The organism is Bacillus sp. MHSD_36, assembly GCF_030757775.1.
In the GTDB taxonomy this organism is placed as follows: Bacteria; Bacillota; Bacilli; order Bacillales; family Bacillaceae_G; genus Bacillus_A.
In genome coordinates this window covers 496,932-513,573 of record NZ_JAVBIS010000001.1, presented here as the reverse complement: position 1 = coordinate 513,573, position 16,642 = coordinate 496,932, and the positions used below count along the sequence as shown (strand labels likewise).

General features: G+C 34.6%; 16 protein-coding genes and 1 pseudogene. 3 read left to right on the top strand and 14 right to left on the bottom strand.

Annotated elements, in window-relative coordinates; translation table 11 throughout:
- Nucleotides 1–461: 461 nt before the first annotated feature.
- From Q9B79_RS02700 to Q9B79_RS02685, 4 genes are all read right to left on the bottom strand, one after another.
- Nucleotides 462–1,106 carry a hypothetical protein gene (locus Q9B79_RS02700; protein ID WP_306182522.1) on the bottom strand — a complete coding sequence of 215 codons (645 nt, stop codon included), beginning with the start codon at nt 1,104–1,106 and terminating at the stop codon, nt 462–464.
- 91 nt (nt 1,107–1,197) lie between these two features.
- Nucleotides 1,198–1,611, bottom strand: coding sequence for a DUF6892 domain-containing protein (locus Q9B79_RS02695; protein ID WP_306182521.1), 414 nt, complete (start codon nt 1,609–1,611; stop codon nt 1,198–1,200).
- 170 nt (nt 1,612–1,781) lie between these two features.
- Complete coding sequence (locus tag Q9B79_RS02690; protein WP_306182520.1) at nt 1,782–2,540, bottom strand: DUF975 family protein; 759 nt, start codon at nt 2,538–2,540, stop codon at nt 1,782–1,784.
- Nucleotides 2,541–2,902: 362 nt separating this feature from the next.
- Nucleotides 2,903–3,823 carry a class I SAM-dependent methyltransferase gene (locus Q9B79_RS02685; RefSeq protein WP_306182519.1) on the bottom strand — a complete coding sequence of 307 codons (921 nt, stop codon included), beginning with the start codon at nt 3,821–3,823 and terminating at the stop codon, nt 2,903–2,905.
- 216 nt (nt 3,824–4,039) lie between these two features.
- Here Q9B79_RS02685 and Q9B79_RS02680 point away from each other — a divergent pair, with 216 nt between their 5' ends.
- Nucleotides 4,040–4,621, top strand: coding sequence for an ATP-binding protein (locus Q9B79_RS02680; RefSeq protein ID WP_306182518.1), 582 nt, complete (start codon nt 4,040–4,042; stop codon nt 4,619–4,621).
- Nucleotides 4,622–4,771: 150 nt separating this feature from the next.
- Nucleotides 4,772–5,890 carry an LPXTG cell wall anchor domain-containing protein gene (locus Q9B79_RS02675; RefSeq protein WP_306182517.1) on the top strand — a complete coding sequence of 373 codons (1,119 nt, stop codon included), beginning with the start codon at nt 4,772–4,774 and terminating at the stop codon, nt 5,888–5,890.
- A gap of 49 nt (nt 5,891–5,939) precedes the next feature.
- On the opposite strand, the gene Q9B79_RS02670 is transcribed toward Q9B79_RS02675, so the two are convergent.
- Entirely contained in the window at nt 5,940–6,611 is a 672-nt protein-coding gene (locus Q9B79_RS02670; RefSeq protein ID WP_000202604.1) for an ABC transporter ATP-binding protein, read from the bottom strand.
- Nucleotides 6,611–7,675 carry an ABC transporter permease gene (locus tag Q9B79_RS02665; protein ID WP_306182516.1) on the bottom strand — a complete coding sequence of 355 codons (1,065 nt, stop codon included), beginning with the start codon at nt 7,673–7,675 and terminating at the stop codon, nt 6,611–6,613. The genes Q9B79_RS02670 and Q9B79_RS02665 overlap by 1 nt, the downstream gene beginning before the upstream one ends.
- 107 nt (nt 7,676–7,782) lie before the next feature.
- Between Q9B79_RS02665 and Q9B79_RS02660 the strand changes: the two are divergent.
- Nucleotides 7,783–8,046 (top strand): annotated as a pseudogene (locus tag Q9B79_RS02660) (hypothetical protein); the annotation flags it as partial.
- 126 nt (nt 8,047–8,172) lie between these two features.
- Here the strand turns inward: Q9B79_RS02660 and Q9B79_RS02655 are convergent.
- The 8 genes from Q9B79_RS02655 to Q9B79_RS02620 form a co-directional block, all read right to left on the bottom strand.
- Nucleotides 8,173–8,643, bottom strand: a complete 471-nt coding sequence (locus tag Q9B79_RS02655; protein WP_306182515.1) for a DinB family protein — start codon at nt 8,641–8,643, stop codon at nt 8,173–8,175.
- Between the two features lie 206 nt (nt 8,644–8,849).
- Nucleotides 8,850–10,226, bottom strand: a complete 1,377-nt coding sequence (locus Q9B79_RS02650) for a sensor histidine kinase (protein ID WP_306182514.1) — start codon at nt 10,224–10,226, stop codon at nt 8,850–8,852.
- 1 nt (nt 10,227) lies between these two features.
- Nucleotides 10,228–10,905 carry a response regulator transcription factor gene (locus Q9B79_RS02645; RefSeq protein WP_098759280.1) on the bottom strand — a complete coding sequence of 226 codons (678 nt, stop codon included), beginning with the start codon at nt 10,903–10,905 and terminating at the stop codon, nt 10,228–10,230.
- A 152-nt stretch (nt 10,906–11,057) separates the two neighbouring features.
- Entirely contained in the window at nt 11,058–11,897 is an 840-nt protein-coding gene (locus Q9B79_RS02640; RefSeq protein WP_000747493.1) for a YitT family protein, read from the bottom strand.
- Between the two features lie 442 nt (nt 11,898–12,339).
- On the bottom strand, nt 12,340–13,692 hold the full coding sequence (locus tag Q9B79_RS02635; protein WP_306183311.1) for an MFS transporter: 1,353 nt from the start codon (nt 13,690–13,692) through the stop codon (nt 12,340–12,342).
- A gap of 40 nt (nt 13,693–13,732) precedes the next feature.
- Complete coding sequence (locus Q9B79_RS02630) at nt 13,733–14,425, bottom strand: LutC/YkgG family protein (protein ID WP_166688339.1); 693 nt, start codon at nt 14,423–14,425, stop codon at nt 13,733–13,735.
- Nucleotide 14,426: 1 nt separating this feature from the next.
- The gene (locus tag Q9B79_RS02625) at nt 14,427–15,839 is read right to left on the bottom strand and encodes a LutB/LldF family L-lactate oxidation iron-sulfur protein (RefSeq protein ID WP_306182513.1); all 1,413 of its coding nucleotides are present in this window, start codon (nt 15,837–15,839) and stop codon (nt 14,427–14,429) included.
- Nucleotides 15,836–16,564 (bottom strand): (Fe-S)-binding protein, encoded by a 729-nt coding sequence (locus tag Q9B79_RS02620; protein ID WP_098347153.1) that lies wholly within the window; start codon nt 16,562–16,564, stop codon nt 15,836–15,838. Before Q9B79_RS02620 ends, Q9B79_RS02625 begins: the two co-directional genes overlap by 4 nt.
- Nucleotides 16,565–16,642 lie beyond the last annotated feature (78 nt).

Sequence of the window (16,642 nt, the reverse complement as noted above, 5' to 3'; positions counted from 1 at the left end):
GCATGAGAATTCTTCAAATACATACTTTAGAAAAAAACTTTTATATCAATTTAATTATATTATAACAATTATCCGCAAATAATTAATAGTATTTTTTGTAAATAAAAGTGAATATGTGGTATAAACTTACGTGAGAGGATCGTTTATTGAGCAGCAAATATACACATATGGAACGTACATACTTGTAATTTTAACATCTTCTATTTTGTCTTTTGTTTCCCCAAAAGTTATTGTAATTTAAAACCTAAAGTATATATCCTCATATCTTTTATACCAATTTACTTCTCTATTTCGATTGAAATATGATAAATCAAACTGAGGTAGTAAATTCAAATGTAATCATATTTGAATAGTAAAAAAACACTATTTTTTTACTAAGAATCACGTTTTTTATGCTTGATTGCAATTAATATTTTTCAGTTAATAGATGTGTAGCGATATACCTATCAGTAATCTTTGTACTAACAATTATGCGTAACTTCTAGCTCGTTATTAGCATAAATTGTTCCGTAAGTAGCACAAAGTAACATTCCACCACAAACTTCACTACTCACTTGAAAGTTTATGTTATCTTCAAATGTATCTATACTATTAGGTCTAATTGTATTTACAAGCTTTTTGAAATCAAGAACCGGTAAATATTTCATTATGATTTCATAGCTTAATAAATTATCTTCATTATTATATACATTATATTTCTGAATTTCTCTATAAATCGGACTTGGACTATACGGATCATGTTGCAATTGTCCATTTTCATCTTCGAATTTTTTTATTTCTTCTTTTACTATATAATCTGGATAATCTTCACTACTTTCATCTTCATCACCAAATTCCCAAAATGGATATTCTATATTACATAAATGCGTTATAACCCACATTAGAAATTGCTCATTTATAAATTCAACATTTGTTTCTAACTCTTTGAATCTATTACCATAATATTTTGTAGCTTTTTCTACCTTTTCTTCTTGAGTCATATTGTCCGTCGCCCCTGTTATATCGCATCCATCTAAATCTATAAAAACACTATTAAATTTACCTAAAATGCCCAAATCAACAGTTTTACTCCAGTAGCCTTCACCATCATTATCGATTATTATCATAGTATCCTCCATTCTACTTTGTTCGTTGCATAAGAAAAAGTAACTCTTTCTTAATAAGAATCACTTCCATTATTGTATAACTTGTCTCTCATTAATCCTCAATTTCAATTCCAGCTTGTTTAAATGGTTCTAATACTTTTGGGTAACACATTGAAATATATTCCACTGTTTTTAGATTTTTTAAATTTTGAAATCCTTCAACAGATATTACATCAAATAAACTGTCTTCACCATCCCAATCTGGCTTTAAGATATGATAAATTTCATTTCCTCCATCAAAACAAAGGGATTCAATCTTTTCCAAATCACTTGTTTCCAAAATTAACCCTTCTAAAAAATCTCTAATTTCAACAATCGAGCCAGCTCCTGAATACCATTCAAAATTATTCGTATACTTATCTATTAAGTCTTTTAATTCTTTTAAAAATAATGGCTCTTTATCTAATAAAGCTTCAATTACTACTAATTTAAAATTAAAATCCTGAAACATCTCACTCTTCCCCATTTTAAATCCCTCCACTGTTATAACATCATTTTCCAAATTGCTACAAGTAAACTTATCCAATTGCAGCTACTTTATTTCTTTCAATACCACATTAAAAAGGGATATACATAATTGCATGACCACAATCGAGAAAATATACATTAAAAATATTTTCTTACTAGTTATATTCTTTATATACTTATCTTCGCTTCTCTAGCATCCTGTTTCTTAATTAAGTCTAAGTAAAAATGCGAGACAGTTGTGTTGTAATAAGGGGAAATGAATATAAATGACAGATTAAATGTAAACATACCTATAAATGCCGTTAATAAAAACCAACCAATAAAAGATAACCAAAGAACAAATAACTTGAACTTATGCCCTTTCATTATTCTTTTACTCTCCCTTAGTGCTTCACTTGCTGTATAATCTGGATTCTCTATTAAAATATAATATGCCATTGAATAAGAAAAATATTTAATAATACCTGGAACAATTAATAACAGGCTCCATAAAAAGAGAAAAATAGCCTGCAACACTCCTAATTTCATTGATTTAAACAAATTGTTCTTCCTAAACCCCACAAATACATCGTCCACCTTAGCATCTTCATTTTTACCTAAGCGTAAGGTGAAAACAGAATACCCGTAATTAAAGATACCTTGTATGACACTGTAAATTAAGAAACAAATCAGTCCTATAAAAACATAACTTAGAATAAGTAAAACTAGTGCTGTTGGATCTACTTGTGGCTGCCCACCAATTGAATAAATAAAGAAAACATCCAAACCAATTACCCCAATAAACAGGACAAATATTAAATATATAAAACTAGTGATTGCTGATGCGCTTAAAGTTGGTACAAAATAGTATAACGCCGATACCCCTATACTTACTCCCCATTTCCCATCTAACGAATTAAGTGCTGCTTTCTTTAAATTTCTTATCAAACTTACATCCTCCTTTTTCCACATTTTAGTTAATGAAAATTTTACAAATAAAAGAACTTGTAGCAAGCCCCACTACAAGTTCTTTTAGCCAAACATTTTAGCTTCTCAAAACAAAATATACTTTCTACACAATAGGGGGTAATTTCTAAAATATAGTTTATTAAAATTATTATATAACATAATTCTCTTTTTTGGTTGAACATTCTATTTATTCCGATAAATACCCCCGTATTCTTCCTTATGTTCATCTAGATGTAGTAACTCATGTAGCAATATATCTATCATTATCTTTCTCAATAAATCTTATCCTCTTGTTCTCAAAAAAAAAAGACACAGAGATTCCTCCCCATGCCTACTAATTCCTACTTCTTCACCGCATGCACGTAATGCACCGTCTCGAAAGCTTTTAAATAATCATTTCGTCCTTCAAAATATAATGTATGAATATCCTCTGGTGTTAAGTGCTCATAAATGAGTAAGCCTGCCTTCTCTAACAGTGCTTCCATTTCGGTATAAGAAAAACACGATTTCATCGGTTCTCCGCCTACTGCAGCCATTTTCACCATATTCTCAACTCGATTGGAGAATCCTTTTTCCTTAAATAAGTTTTCATCCGGATAATCGAATACGATAGAACTCCCCTCTGGAACCATCGCAAATAAACGTTCTATTAAACTAGATAACTCCTCTTTCGTTAAATAGTACGTAACACCTAATAGGCTAAAGAAAGTCTTTTTATTTTCAACTCCTTCATTCCGTAACTGTTCACTGAAAAATCCTTTCGTGAAATCCATCGAAATAAAATGAAGGTTGTTTGGAATTTCAAGTTCTGCTTCTTTTATTCTCTCCTTCTTAAATGCTTGCGTAGAAGGATGATCTACTTCAAAAATTTCTATTTCATTCTCTAATTCTCGATGTCTAAAACCGAACGTGTCCAAACCTGCACCGAGTATGACGTATTGTTTTGCACCTAATGTAATCTCATGTAGTAATACTCTTTCACAATATGCTGCGCGTGCCAAAGGTGTTGGTGATAATTGAACTTGTGTAATCCAATTTAATATTTCTTTCGGATTATCTCGAAACCGCTCAGCAATGTCTGTATTGAAAAACTGTATCCCTTGAACCATATTCGTTTCAATATCGCTTCGTTCTTTTGGCAATATGAATTCTTTAGCGATGTAATCATCAAAGATTTTCGGACTATCAAATTCACTATGATATGCCCTGCTGAAAGCTGATACTAACGACGTTACACTTGCTTCACCTTGTTTCACGCACATACACTCTCCTTCATTTTCACAACAAAAATAGGGTTCCCCTGGCCAGGAGAACCCTATTATACACTTTATTTTTATTTTGGTAAATTATAGCATAAATAAGTTTTTTTGTCAAGTTTTTAGCCTACTTTCACTCCGATGCTTTATATATTCTTTGGCAGGAAAATTGTCGATTCACACAGAATATCCCAGATTATAACAATACACATGGAGGACAATATGAAACGATTCGTCATTATTACAGTAGGAAAAACACACAGCGGTAAAACTACATTTGCTAAAGAACTAGAAAAAGAGTTACCTCACTCTTTCGTTATGGATCAAGATAACCAAGCAGAATTTATTAACACGCATTATGAAAAGTTACAACCGGCTGAAGGCGCTAATACATTTAAGCACGGTCTTTCGAAATTCATTGTTGATTATGCAAAAGAACATACGAGTTTACATCTTATTATTTGCAACTCAAATAGAAGCCGAAACGGCCGGATGTATTTGCTAAATGAATTGTTTCAGAAAGAGGAATATGTACGTATACTCGTTCATTTTGACATTCCAGATGATGTCCTTTACGAAAGAGTAGCTCGAAGCACGCGAAGTACGAATATTTTTAGAGGTGGATATTCTAATTTCAAGGAAGTACTCGATCGACAACAGGCTGAATCACTGCATGAAGATGTGGTCGATCCGATAGAAAACGAGGCGGATTATTTGTTTGTTATTCGTAATAGTAAGGATGTAAACTCTACTATAAAAGAAATTGTTCATCTAGCTAAAGTCTTGTCCCCCACTCCAAAATAAGAGAATTTTATACTTACATAATGATAGATTATTATGCAAATCCTTCCTCTAACCACTTAACATGGTATATAATGATAAGATAATCTACTTCTATATGCTCATTTTTACACAAAACAGTTCATGCATATGAAAGAAAAGAGGTACAAAAATATGAAAACAAAACAAACAATCGCTGCGTCTACACTAGCTTTAGCAATGATTGCTGGCGCAAATTCTGCTCATGCAGACGTAACTGATGCTACTCCTCAGCAAAGCACGGGAGATCGATTAGCTGAAATTAAGCAACATAAACAAGAGTTAGATGCGAAATTGCAGCAACACAAAGAAAACGTGGATCAAACATTAAATGAACTTAACAAAGTTAAGGAAAATGTTGATACGAAGGTGAATGAACTACACGAGCGTAAACAAGTTGCTGATGAAAAAATTAACGAAATTAAACAACGTAAAGAAGAGTTAGATGCAAAACTTCAGCAAGACAAGCAAATCGCCGAAGATAAAATCGCTGAAATTAAAGAGCATAAAAAACAAGTAGAAGATAAAGTTGCTGAAGTGAAAGAACATCAGCAAAATATCGATAACAAAGTGAATGAGATTAAAGAACATAAACAAACTGTCGATGAAAAAGTGAGTGAAATGAAGCAACATAAAGAGAACATTGATCAAAAGGTTAATGAACTTAAAGAAGTTAAAAAACAAGTAGATGAAAAGTTAGCTGAATTAAAGAAAGCGAAACAAACTGCTGAGGACAAACTTGCTGAGCTAAAAGAAAACAAACCGAATACTGGTAACACGTTAGAGGAACTTAAAAAAATTAAAGGCAATTTAGATAGCCTTTCCGCTAACTTAGAACTAGCGAAACAAGATGTAAAAAACAAACTAGCTGAATTACAAAAAGCTAGAGAAGATTTACTAAATAAAATTAACGAAATTAAACAAGCGAAACAAACTGTTTCAGATGATTTAACAAAGAAAAAACAAGACTTAGATATTAAAATCAACGACTTTAAACATACTGAGAAAAAAATTGAGGACAAATTAGCTGAGTTACATACTACGAAGCAAAATGTAGATAACAAAATTAATGAAGTATCTCAATCGAAACAACCAGAAACAAAGACTGGTACTACAAACACAAACAATAACGCTAAAGAACTTCCTAACGCTGGTAGTGAGCAATCAAACAATATGGCTTTAGGTATGTTATCTGTCTTAGGCGGCGTTTTATTAATTACACGAAATAAAATTAAAGCGTTATTCTCAAAATAAAGTAATTATACAAAAGACAACCGCACACTTGTGCGATTGTCTTTTTTCTTTATATTAACTTTCCATCTCTTAGCGTCAATATACGATCACATACATCAAGCATTCTTTCATCATGCGTAATCATAATTGCTGCTTTTTGGCTCTCTTTCACTTCACGTTTCATCATTTCAACGACTTCACGTGCACGTTTTGAGTCTAAGCTTGCCGTTGGTTCATCCGCTAATATTAAATCCGGATTGTTCATAAACGCGCGAGCGATTGCTACCCTTTGTTTTTCTCCGCCAGATAGTTGATTTGGATAATGATTTTTTCTTTCCCCTAATCCAAATGCTGCTAATAAATGATCCGCACGCTTTTCTGATTCTTGTTTGTTTTCTTTTTTAAGCTTTGCAATGTAAAGTAATTGTTCTTTTACATTTAAATATGGAACGAGATTTGCGAACTGGAAAATGAAGCCGATTTTTTTCAAACGAATGTCCGTCATTTCCTTTTCTGATAGCTTCGTAATATTTTGTTCACGAATGTAAATATCCCCTTTTGAAGGTGATAATAAAGCACCCGCGATTGATAATAACGTACTTTTCCCTGATCCAGAAGGACCGACGATTCCGATAAATTCTCCAGCTTTCACATCAAGCGACATCGGATGAAGGGCTGTTACTTCCGTATTCCCTTCTCCGTACACTTTACTTACTTTGTCTAATTTCAATAATGAAGTCATTACATCCCGCCTCCAATTGCTTCTAGCGCATCAACTTTTAATACTTGATATAACGAAATAAGTGTTCCTAAAATACTAATAACGATAAAGATTGCTGCATATTGTGCAATCATCGGTGTTGTTAATAAGAATGGCATACCTGCTGGTAAAATTTGTTCTAATCCTTGTACAAGAACGATACTAATTACCATCGCAACGACAGATAAGAATAACGCCTGTACGACTAAGCTATTTGCTAAATATGAGTTCTTCGTACCAATTGCTTTTAATACACCTAATTGCTGTGTTTTTTGCAGTGTAATGACGTAGAAGAATACACCGATTAGTAACGCAGCGATAACAAGTAAGAACGCAATGATCATCGTTAATGTTCCTTGCTCTTCTTTAAATCCTGGAATACTTTGTAGTACTTCTTTTTTGTCAATTACGTGTGCATTTTTAATCTCTTTATCTGTGTTAAGTGCAATTGCACTATAATCTTTTTGATTTGGTTGTGAAATAGATCCCCATACGTCTTCATTTACATAAACGACTGGTGTATGGCTAAACATTTGATCTTTCGTAAATCCAACGATTTTAAATTCTTTCTTTGAAACAGGGTCGATAATTGTATCTCCAATATCGATTCCTTTTTCTTTAATAGATTCGTCAGCAACCATTTCGTTGTTTGCTGTACCTAATTTCTCACCTTTTACAATTTTCGGTTCTAAAAATGAATCACGTTCACTTGCGAAAATGGCAACATCCACTTTTTTCGAACTATCTTTCTTTTCATACGTTGAAACTTTCACACGAAACGGAACAGCCTCTTTCTCCCCTACTTGATTGACTACGTTATCTACATCATCTTTCTTAATTTGTGAACGAAGTAATTTATTTTCCGCATCATCTGCTAAAACGAACTTATTTGCCTCCATATTTTGAATCGATGAAGCATTATCATATGATAGTCCATTTGCTAATCCTGAAATAACAAGAACTAAAAATGATAATAACACCATAATCAGTCCGATTAATCCATATCGTAATTTTGATTGTTTTAATTCACGCAGAGCTAAAAACATTTCGCTCGCTCCTTCCTCTTTCTTTCTATGCACTAATCATAAAAAAGAAATATGAACGGAATATGAACAGAAGATTACAGAGAGTAAGATTAAATATTCAGGAATTATCAAAAACAAGAAGTATGGGGAAAATTGCTATGCCGTTCGGTTCTTTAATTGGTGGATACACCGCAAATGTATTTAGTAGCCAACTCATTTTCGCGCTCGCTAGCATCGGGATTTTATTCATTTCTCTCGTATGGCTACTTCATCCGAAATTACGTTCATTGCCGAAAGCGGATGAAATTACAGCGGATACTTTTGGGGTTCGGTTTAAGGAAGAGGCGGGAAAGATGCGGCTTTATAGCGAAACAAACATAACCCCGTTCTAAATTGGGGACGGGGTTAAACATATAGTTATTTCATTTTGGATGTAAAATACTTCACTAAAAATATAACAATAAAGTCGTTTGAATATCTAAATTTTATTCAACAATAGCACCAACGAAAACGTTCAGTTAACGCTTTGATGGCCAAGCTCCCTGCATTTTCCTTAATTGAATAATTTGGCCTGTATGATAAGCATCATGCAGCATGATGTCCAGTAATTTCTCCTCTAGTGTATTTTGTTCAAGCTCTTTTTCGGAGATTGCGCTTAATACCTGTCTTAAATTACGTTGAGCATTTTCAGAACGGTCAACGACTTCCTTCCATTCCATATCATCATTAGATTGCTTAGTAAGATAAAAGGTGTCATTACCGTCAAGATTATGTGTCCATTCACGGCCTTCCAAGTTTACAGCAAGCCTCTCTTTGTAATAAATGAGATGATTAACGTTCTCCCAAATGGTATTCGTTGCATCACCAGATGGTTTCCACATAGCCTGTTCAGCTGTAAGTCCTTCTATAGCATGTTTAAACGGTGCATACCAACTCTCTTTATCAAATGTTGAATCTAGTACGTTTAATAACAAGTCAATTCGTTTCAAAGTAATTTCCTCCCTACACGGTTCAAGTTTTAATACAATCCTTATAACTCTGTAGAGATTCTACATTTTCAAATAAACTTCCTCCTGAGCTCACTCCACAAACTCGTCCAATTATGTAATTAAAATGACTCACATTTTTTCACTTTACATGTATACTAGAGACAAAAAAAGAAGAGGCTGTTCCCAAACAGCCTCTCCCCTTACATTTATTTAGGAAGTTCAACCCGAACAGTCGTCCCTTCCCCTTTCGTACTATAAACCGAAACGGTTCCTTTATGCAGTTCAACAATCTTCTGCACAATCGACAATCCTAAACCGCTACCTTCTACGTTTCTTGCCCTTGCTGTATCCACCTTATAAAAACGATCAAAAATACGAGCCATTTCTTCTTTTTCCATGCCGATTCCGTTATCGGATATAGAGATAATGACACTAGACTCTAACTCTTCGACAAAAAACTCAATGGTCCCAGCATCGTTTGAAAACTTAATACTATTTGTGAAAATATTACTCCATACTTGATGAAGTAAATTTTCATCACCTTGTATTGTAATGTCCGGTACATCAAATTCAACGGCAATATCTTTCTCACGCCATTTCCATTCAAGCATAAAAATGACGTCTTTAATTTGTTTTTGTAAGGAAAAGTCTTTTACTTGTAAAACCTTTTCCTCTTTATCTAAAGAAGCGAGCGTAAGTAACTGTTTACATAAACTAGACATTCGCTTACTTTCACCTTCAATAATTTGTAAGTAATAGTTTCTTTCTTCCATGCTCATCTTTTCTGTTTGCAGTGTCTTCGAAAAACCTTGTATAGAAGAAAGCGGCGATTGAAATTCATGTGAAACATTCGAAACGAATTCTTGTCTCATTTCATCTAGTTCTTTTATACTTTTCGTCATCTTTTGGAAACTTGTAGATAACATCCCTATTTCATCTTTTCGCTTTACGTCTAATTCAATTTCATATTCACCACTCGCAATTTTTTGCGTAGCTTTCGTAAATTTACGAATGGGACGAACAATATAGCCTGCTGCGATTGCGATAAAGATAATGCTTAATAGTACGATAAACCCAAGTAATACCGCTAAGAAAATTCTCATCTCGCCGAATTGTTGCTGAATGTCAGGGCGAATGAATAAAGCGTACTGTTTATCACCATGTTTTACCGGGACACCGACGCTATTAATTAATTCATTATCGAAAAATCCTGTAATAAAAAGACGCGTTGGATAAGTAGAAACACCATTAAATATTTCTCCTTGCAATACTTTATGAACGGTATCATCACTTATTGTCGTTTTACGAAACGCATTACCGATACGCTTTCCATTCTTTTGATCATCGACAATATAAATTTCATACCCTAGCTTCGCAATAGACTGTAAGTATGCCTCTTGATTTTCTTCACTTTGCTTTTCATATAACGATTTTACTTCTTCCGCATACATTAAAATCTTTTCACTATTATACGGTTTTAACTTCACTTGATAGTACACATTTGTTAATAAAAAACCGATAATACTGCTAAGTAGCATGATCCCGACCGTCATAAAAACAAATCTAGAATATAATGATTTCATTTTATTTCAACTCCAACTTATAACCGAGTCCGCGTACTGTCGTAATTTGAAAATCATCCGTTCGTTTTGAGAAGCGATCTCGTAGTCTCTTCACATGAACGTCGACTGTTCGTTCATCTCCTTCAAAGTCCATTCCCCATACTAATTCAATTAGTTCTTCTCTTGAAAATGTTCTTCCAGGATAACTAGCAAGTTGTGATAACAATTCAAATTCCTTTAATGGAAGTAAAATTGTTTGACCGTTACACTTCACTTCAAAGCCTTTTCGGTCAATTGTTGTGCCGTGCAGTGTAATCATATCAGCACTCAGCATTTGATAGCGACGCAGTAATGCTTTCATACGGAAAATGACTTCAGCTGGCTCAAATGGTTTTACAATATAATCGTCCGTACCAGAAATGAATCCTTTTTCTTTATCAACTAACTGATCTTTCGCCGTTAATAAAATTACAGGTATATCATGATATTTCCGGATTTCTTCACATAACGTATAGCCATCAACAAATGGCATCATAATGTCTACTATCGCAAGATGAATATTTTCTTTCTCTAATACGCCTTGCGCTACCTTTCCATCTTCTGCTTCAAAAACTTTAAACCCCTCTTTTTGTAAATGATAATGCAACAACTCTCTAATATGCTTATCATCATCAGCTAATAAAATATGTATCATCTTCATTAAACCCTCTCTTGTTCATCCTTCTACATCCTTACCTTAAGAAACAATTGGATTTTTTGCAAGAAAAAGAAAAAGAATCTATTTTGAAAAAAGATTATTCAAAATAGATTCTTACGTTTTAGTATTAAGATTATTTTAATAAAAAATAAGTTCTAAGCTTTAGAAATATCAACGAATCCTTCTCCAAATACGTCCCGAACATCGTGTATAGCGATAAACGCAGCTGGATCCGTAGTTTGAACAATCCGTTTTAGCTTCACTACTTCTTGCTTATTAATAACAACATAAAGAATTTCCTTCGGAGTTTTCGTGTAATAACCATGACCTGAGTACACCGTAACTCCTCTGCCCATTAATGTAGTCACCTTCCCGGCGATTTCATTTGGGTTATCAGAAATAATCGTAATAGCCTTTTTCGGATTTAAACCTTCAATTACAAATTCCATTACTTTCGTTGCTACATATAGCATAATAATTGTTATCATCAGTTTTTCTGCACCAATGATGAAATAAGATGAAAACGCAACGATTAAATCGAAGAACAGTAGACCGTAGCTAATGCTCCAACCTAAATACTTATGTGTCATCCTTGCTAAGATGGTAGTACCTGCCGTTGTTCCTCCAACGCGAATGATAAGACCAATCCCGCACCCGATAAATATTCCTCCAAAAATGGCATTTACGAGCATTTCATCCGAAGCAATCGTCCAGCCTTCTGTCAAATGAAGAAATAGTGAGTTCGTAACTACAGCGATAATCGTATAAATTGTTGTGATTTTATTTAAAAATTTATAACCGACTATTAATAAAATCGCATTTAAAATTAAGTTAACTAAGCCCGGTGACCATTCAAATAAATAGTACGTAATAATCGTGATACCTGTTACCCCACCCTCACCAAACTCGTTCGGGATAACAAACAAATTGACACCTAACGCAAAAAGAAATGCACCAATAATAATAAAAATAATGTCTGTCGTTCTTTTTTTCATACAGTACCTCACTTCTTATGTAAATATTTATTCTGTCATAAACTCTCACCATTATAACGTGGAATATTCAAATCGAACAGTGGTTTATTTTTATTTTAATATAGGATGATAAATCAACTTTATCCTATATCCACATGTAATTAAAAAAGGATAACAACTGTATTTATTATGTACTACACATAATGTTTTGATTTCACATGCAATTACTGCTAAAAAATGAAAATAAACACTCATTCGCACATCCTTCGAGTACAAAGCTATAGAATAAACTTCGCATAAAATATTTGATCACAGAGATTTATATGTCATTTTATACTTCTGTATGTTGTTGATCGTTTCACTTTATTTCTTCCGTGTAATGAAAAAAACTCCTGAACTTGCATACTCAGTATGCAAGTTCAGGAGTTTTTTCATATACCACTATTCGATTTTACTTCATCACTCATTCAAAATTAGCACGAGGTTCCTCTAAACCCTTCTTATTTCTCCAGTTAAATAAGCTTTCAGTCTTCGTTTGCTGCCCTGGTTTCACAAATAACATTGCCCCCATTGCAATAGCAGCCAACATGGCAGCTACGATAAACATAGAAGGATAGCCATAACTTACAACTAAATATCCAGTTAAAGTCGGGGCTAAGATTGTGGCGATATTAGCGATGAAGTGCATAATTCCACTATATGTTCCTGCGTAAGCAGGAGCCGTATCGACAATAATTGCCCAAAATAATGAACTCGGTAAAAAAGCAAACGCATTTCCAAGCGACATAAGTGCTAATACAGCTACATAATTATCCATCGCGGGAATGAAGCTAAAACAAATTGCTGTCAGTAATAAGGAAATAATCGGTAACCCTGTTCGAGCTAAACGAATGTTTCCTGTTTTCCGTAAAATACGATCAGATAGCTTCGCCCCTAGCGGCAATGTGATACAAGCGCCAAGCCAAGGAATCATCCCAAGATACCAAAGGGAGGATAATTGAAAATGGAATACATCTTGCAAATATTTCGGTGTCCAAGTTAATATTAAAAAATTGATATATTGGAAGCAAAAATATGCTATCGTAACCATAACGAATGTCGGAACTTTAAAAAAGGAGTACCATGGCTCTTTTTGAATTTCTTTCTCTGCTTTTACGGATTGCAACACACCTTCCGTACTTCGTATTTCAGCTAGTTCTTCTTTTGTCACTCGTGAATGATCCTCAGGCATATTCGTAAAAGTAAAATACCAAATAATCGCCCATATGATTCCAATTGTACCGAGGATGAAAAACATTACTTTCCAGCTAGTGAAAGATAGCAACAGAACCGCTACAGGTGCCGTTAATACTGCACCTAATGGAACGCCAACAAAACCAAGGGATGTTAGAAACGCTCTTTCTTTCGGAGCTGCCCAGTTTGCTGCTGTCTTATTCGATACCGCAAAAGATGGACCTTCTGTTAATCCAAATAAAACGCGGAAGATTGCAAATCCTACTAAAGCAGACCCTCCAAAAACAGCAATCCCTATCTCTCCAGCAAAAGCGGTCGCAATTTCAAAAATAGACCAAGCAGTTGCTGCTACGATCCATACAAATTTCGGCCCTTTTTTATCTGAAAAAATGCCTCCTAATAAAGAACCGATCATGTAACCGTAACCAAAATACCCCAATATAGCTCCCCATTCCTTCGGGTCAAAGCCATATTCTTTTATAATGAAAGACTGCGCATAAGCGATGGCCCCTCGATCAATATAATTTACCATCGTAATAAACGTGAGCATTGTAAAGACATAATAACGAAATTTATTCTTCATCAAAATCTTCACTCCCCCTCGTATTCTTTTGTTTTTCTCTCTAATCCTTTAATAAAATGACATGAACCTTTCCAGGGCCGTGAACTCCGAAAGCTAATTCCATCTCAATATCACCTGTCCGGCTCGGTCCAGTGATAAAATTAATACAGGCGGGTAATCCATTCGAAACTTGTTCGTGAATACTAGTTACTCCTTCAGTTAAACGTCTATAAATGGTATGTTCTGAGAGAATCGCTACATAAACTGCTGGCAAAACACTAACTAAACGTCCGCGTCCACCACCATTCCATAAAACAACGGTTCCAGTCTCAGCGAGTCCCATTTCGGCATATGTAATGCCCATATCCACTTGAGCTGCATAATCCCGTAGTTCTCTTTCACCTTCTTTACTTTGCCAAATTCGATGAGAAACGAAATTTCCTGTTAAATGCTTTCCTATTTCAAGCTGATGTAATCTATCATCATCCCAATACACCGCAGATTGAACATTAAATTTATGTACAACATATTGAAGTGCATTCTCTATTTCTGAACGGTATATATGACTTACTTCTGTATGTAACGTATTTAAGTTTGCAATAAACTGCTCTACTAAACTTTCGTGATTTATCTCTTTAGGAAAGTGTCTAAGTGGATTGTTTTTCCACTTAGGAGGAGTGACCCCCGAGCGACGTTCTCGGTTTAGTTTACGTGCGATATTGTTTAAAAAAGATTGTTGTACATCCGTATTCATATTATGAATCCCTCATTTCTTTTTTCCACCAATCACGGAATGATTGTTTCGCAGGTTTTGGAAAATCTCTACTTTCTGTCCACCCTTTTAATGGGCCGGGACCATTCGCAATATAACCATCTTTTGCAAATATTGATAAACCTGTGTGTGCCATTTTAATAGTTCTCTCATACACGAACGGATGGCTCGCCATAAACGTGAAACCTTTAAAGGCCAGTTTCTCAAATTTCGTTATAAACCCTTGTTCCACCACATCTTTACGATGTTCAATGAGAAGGTCATGTAATGGAATTTTCACAGGGCAAACATCTGTACACGCTCCGCACAAACTTGATGCAAAAGGTAGTTCTTTTAATTCTTCATACCCTTCTAATAAAGGCGCTAGTACTGCCCCAATTGGTCCGCTATACACACTTCCATAAGCATGGCCCCCAATATTACGATACACAGGACAAACATTTACACAAGCTCCGCACCTTATACACTTTAATATTTCTTCATAAGCAGTTCCTAAAATATCAGAACGACCATTATCTAGAATAATTAAATGAAACTCTTCAGGTCCATCCATATCTTCAGGTAAACGTGCGCCATTAATTCCAGTTACATAAGATGTAATTTTTTGGCCTGTCGCACTTCTTGTTAACATCGAAATGACTATATCAAGATCTTTCCATGTGGGAACGAGACGTTCCATCCCCATAATAGCAATATGAACTTTTGGTAATGTCGTAGTAAGACGAGCATTTCCCTCATTACTTACAAGAACAACTGATCCAGATTCCGCTACTGCAAAGTTACAACCAGAAATACCAATATCAGCTTCTAAAAACTCTTTACGCAATTGCTCCCTAGCAAATTGTAGTAGTTGATTTGTATCAACCGGTATCTTTCTTCCAGCTTCCTTAGAAAAAAGTTCTGCTACTTGTTCCTTTGTCTTATGAATAGCTGGGGCAATTAAATGGGATGGAGCTTCTCCAGCTAATTGAATAATGTACTCTCCAAGATCAGACTCTACTACTTTCACCCCTATCTCTTCTAATTTTTTATTAAGGTATATTTCTTCTGAGACCATGGACTTTGACTTAATTACTGATTTCGCTTCTTTTTTTCTTGCGATTTCAGAAACATACGATACGGCATCTTCTGCTTTGAAAGCAAAATGAACATGCCCCCCATTTTTTCGAACATTAGTAGCTAATTGTTCCAAATAACTATCTAAATTTTCAATTGTATGCATCCGAATTTCAGATGCTGCCTCACGCCATTCTTCCATATTCCCTAATTCATGTGTAGCTTGTTCCCGTCCCATCCGAAGCCTATCTTGTGTAAACGGAACCGCACTTCTCATCTGCGGATCGTGCAACGCTTTATCTACTCTTTTCAAAAAAACTTGTTCCCCCGCCTCACTCATTTATTCAGCCCCTTCGCCAGTACTTCTGCTACATGTAACACTTGAATATTTTTATTTTTTCTGCGCAATCTTCCTCCAATATTCATAAGACATCCCATATCTGCTCCAATTAAAAGGTTTGCATCTGCCGCCTCAATATGTTTTATTTTTTCATCAACCATCGTTTTAGAAATCGAGCTCATTTTCACTGCAAAGGTGCCACCAAACCCGCAGCAATCTTGGCAATATGGTAATTCTTTTACGTCTAGACCTTCTACTTGCGATAATAACTGAAGTGGTTCCTCTTTTATCCCAAGTGCACGGCTCATATGACAAGATTGGTGAAAAACAGCTTTCTCAACCAACTTAGATTTCAAATCACTTTTTCCAAGTACATTTATTAAAAAATCCGTCAACTCATACGTTCTATCCGCTAAATGAACTGCTTTTTCATACCATTCACTATCTTCTTTAAACATTTCTTTATAATAATGATGAACCATGCTGGCACAAGAACCTGAAGGCGTCACAATATATTCACTATGCTCAAATGCTTTTATCATTTGCTTTGCTGCTAGTTTTGCTTCTTCCTGATATCCGCTATTGTAAGCTGGTTGTCCGCAACAAGTCTGTCCTTCTGGGAAATCTAGTTCCACTCCACATTGCTTCATAATTTCTACGACACTTTTACCTACTTCAGGAAAAAACATATCTGATAAACAAGTAATAAACAACGAAACTTTCATAAAAATCCCCCCTTAAAACGGTACGATCTATTTTCAAGTTATGATTCTACCGAATTAAATTTTAAATTTTTAGAATTT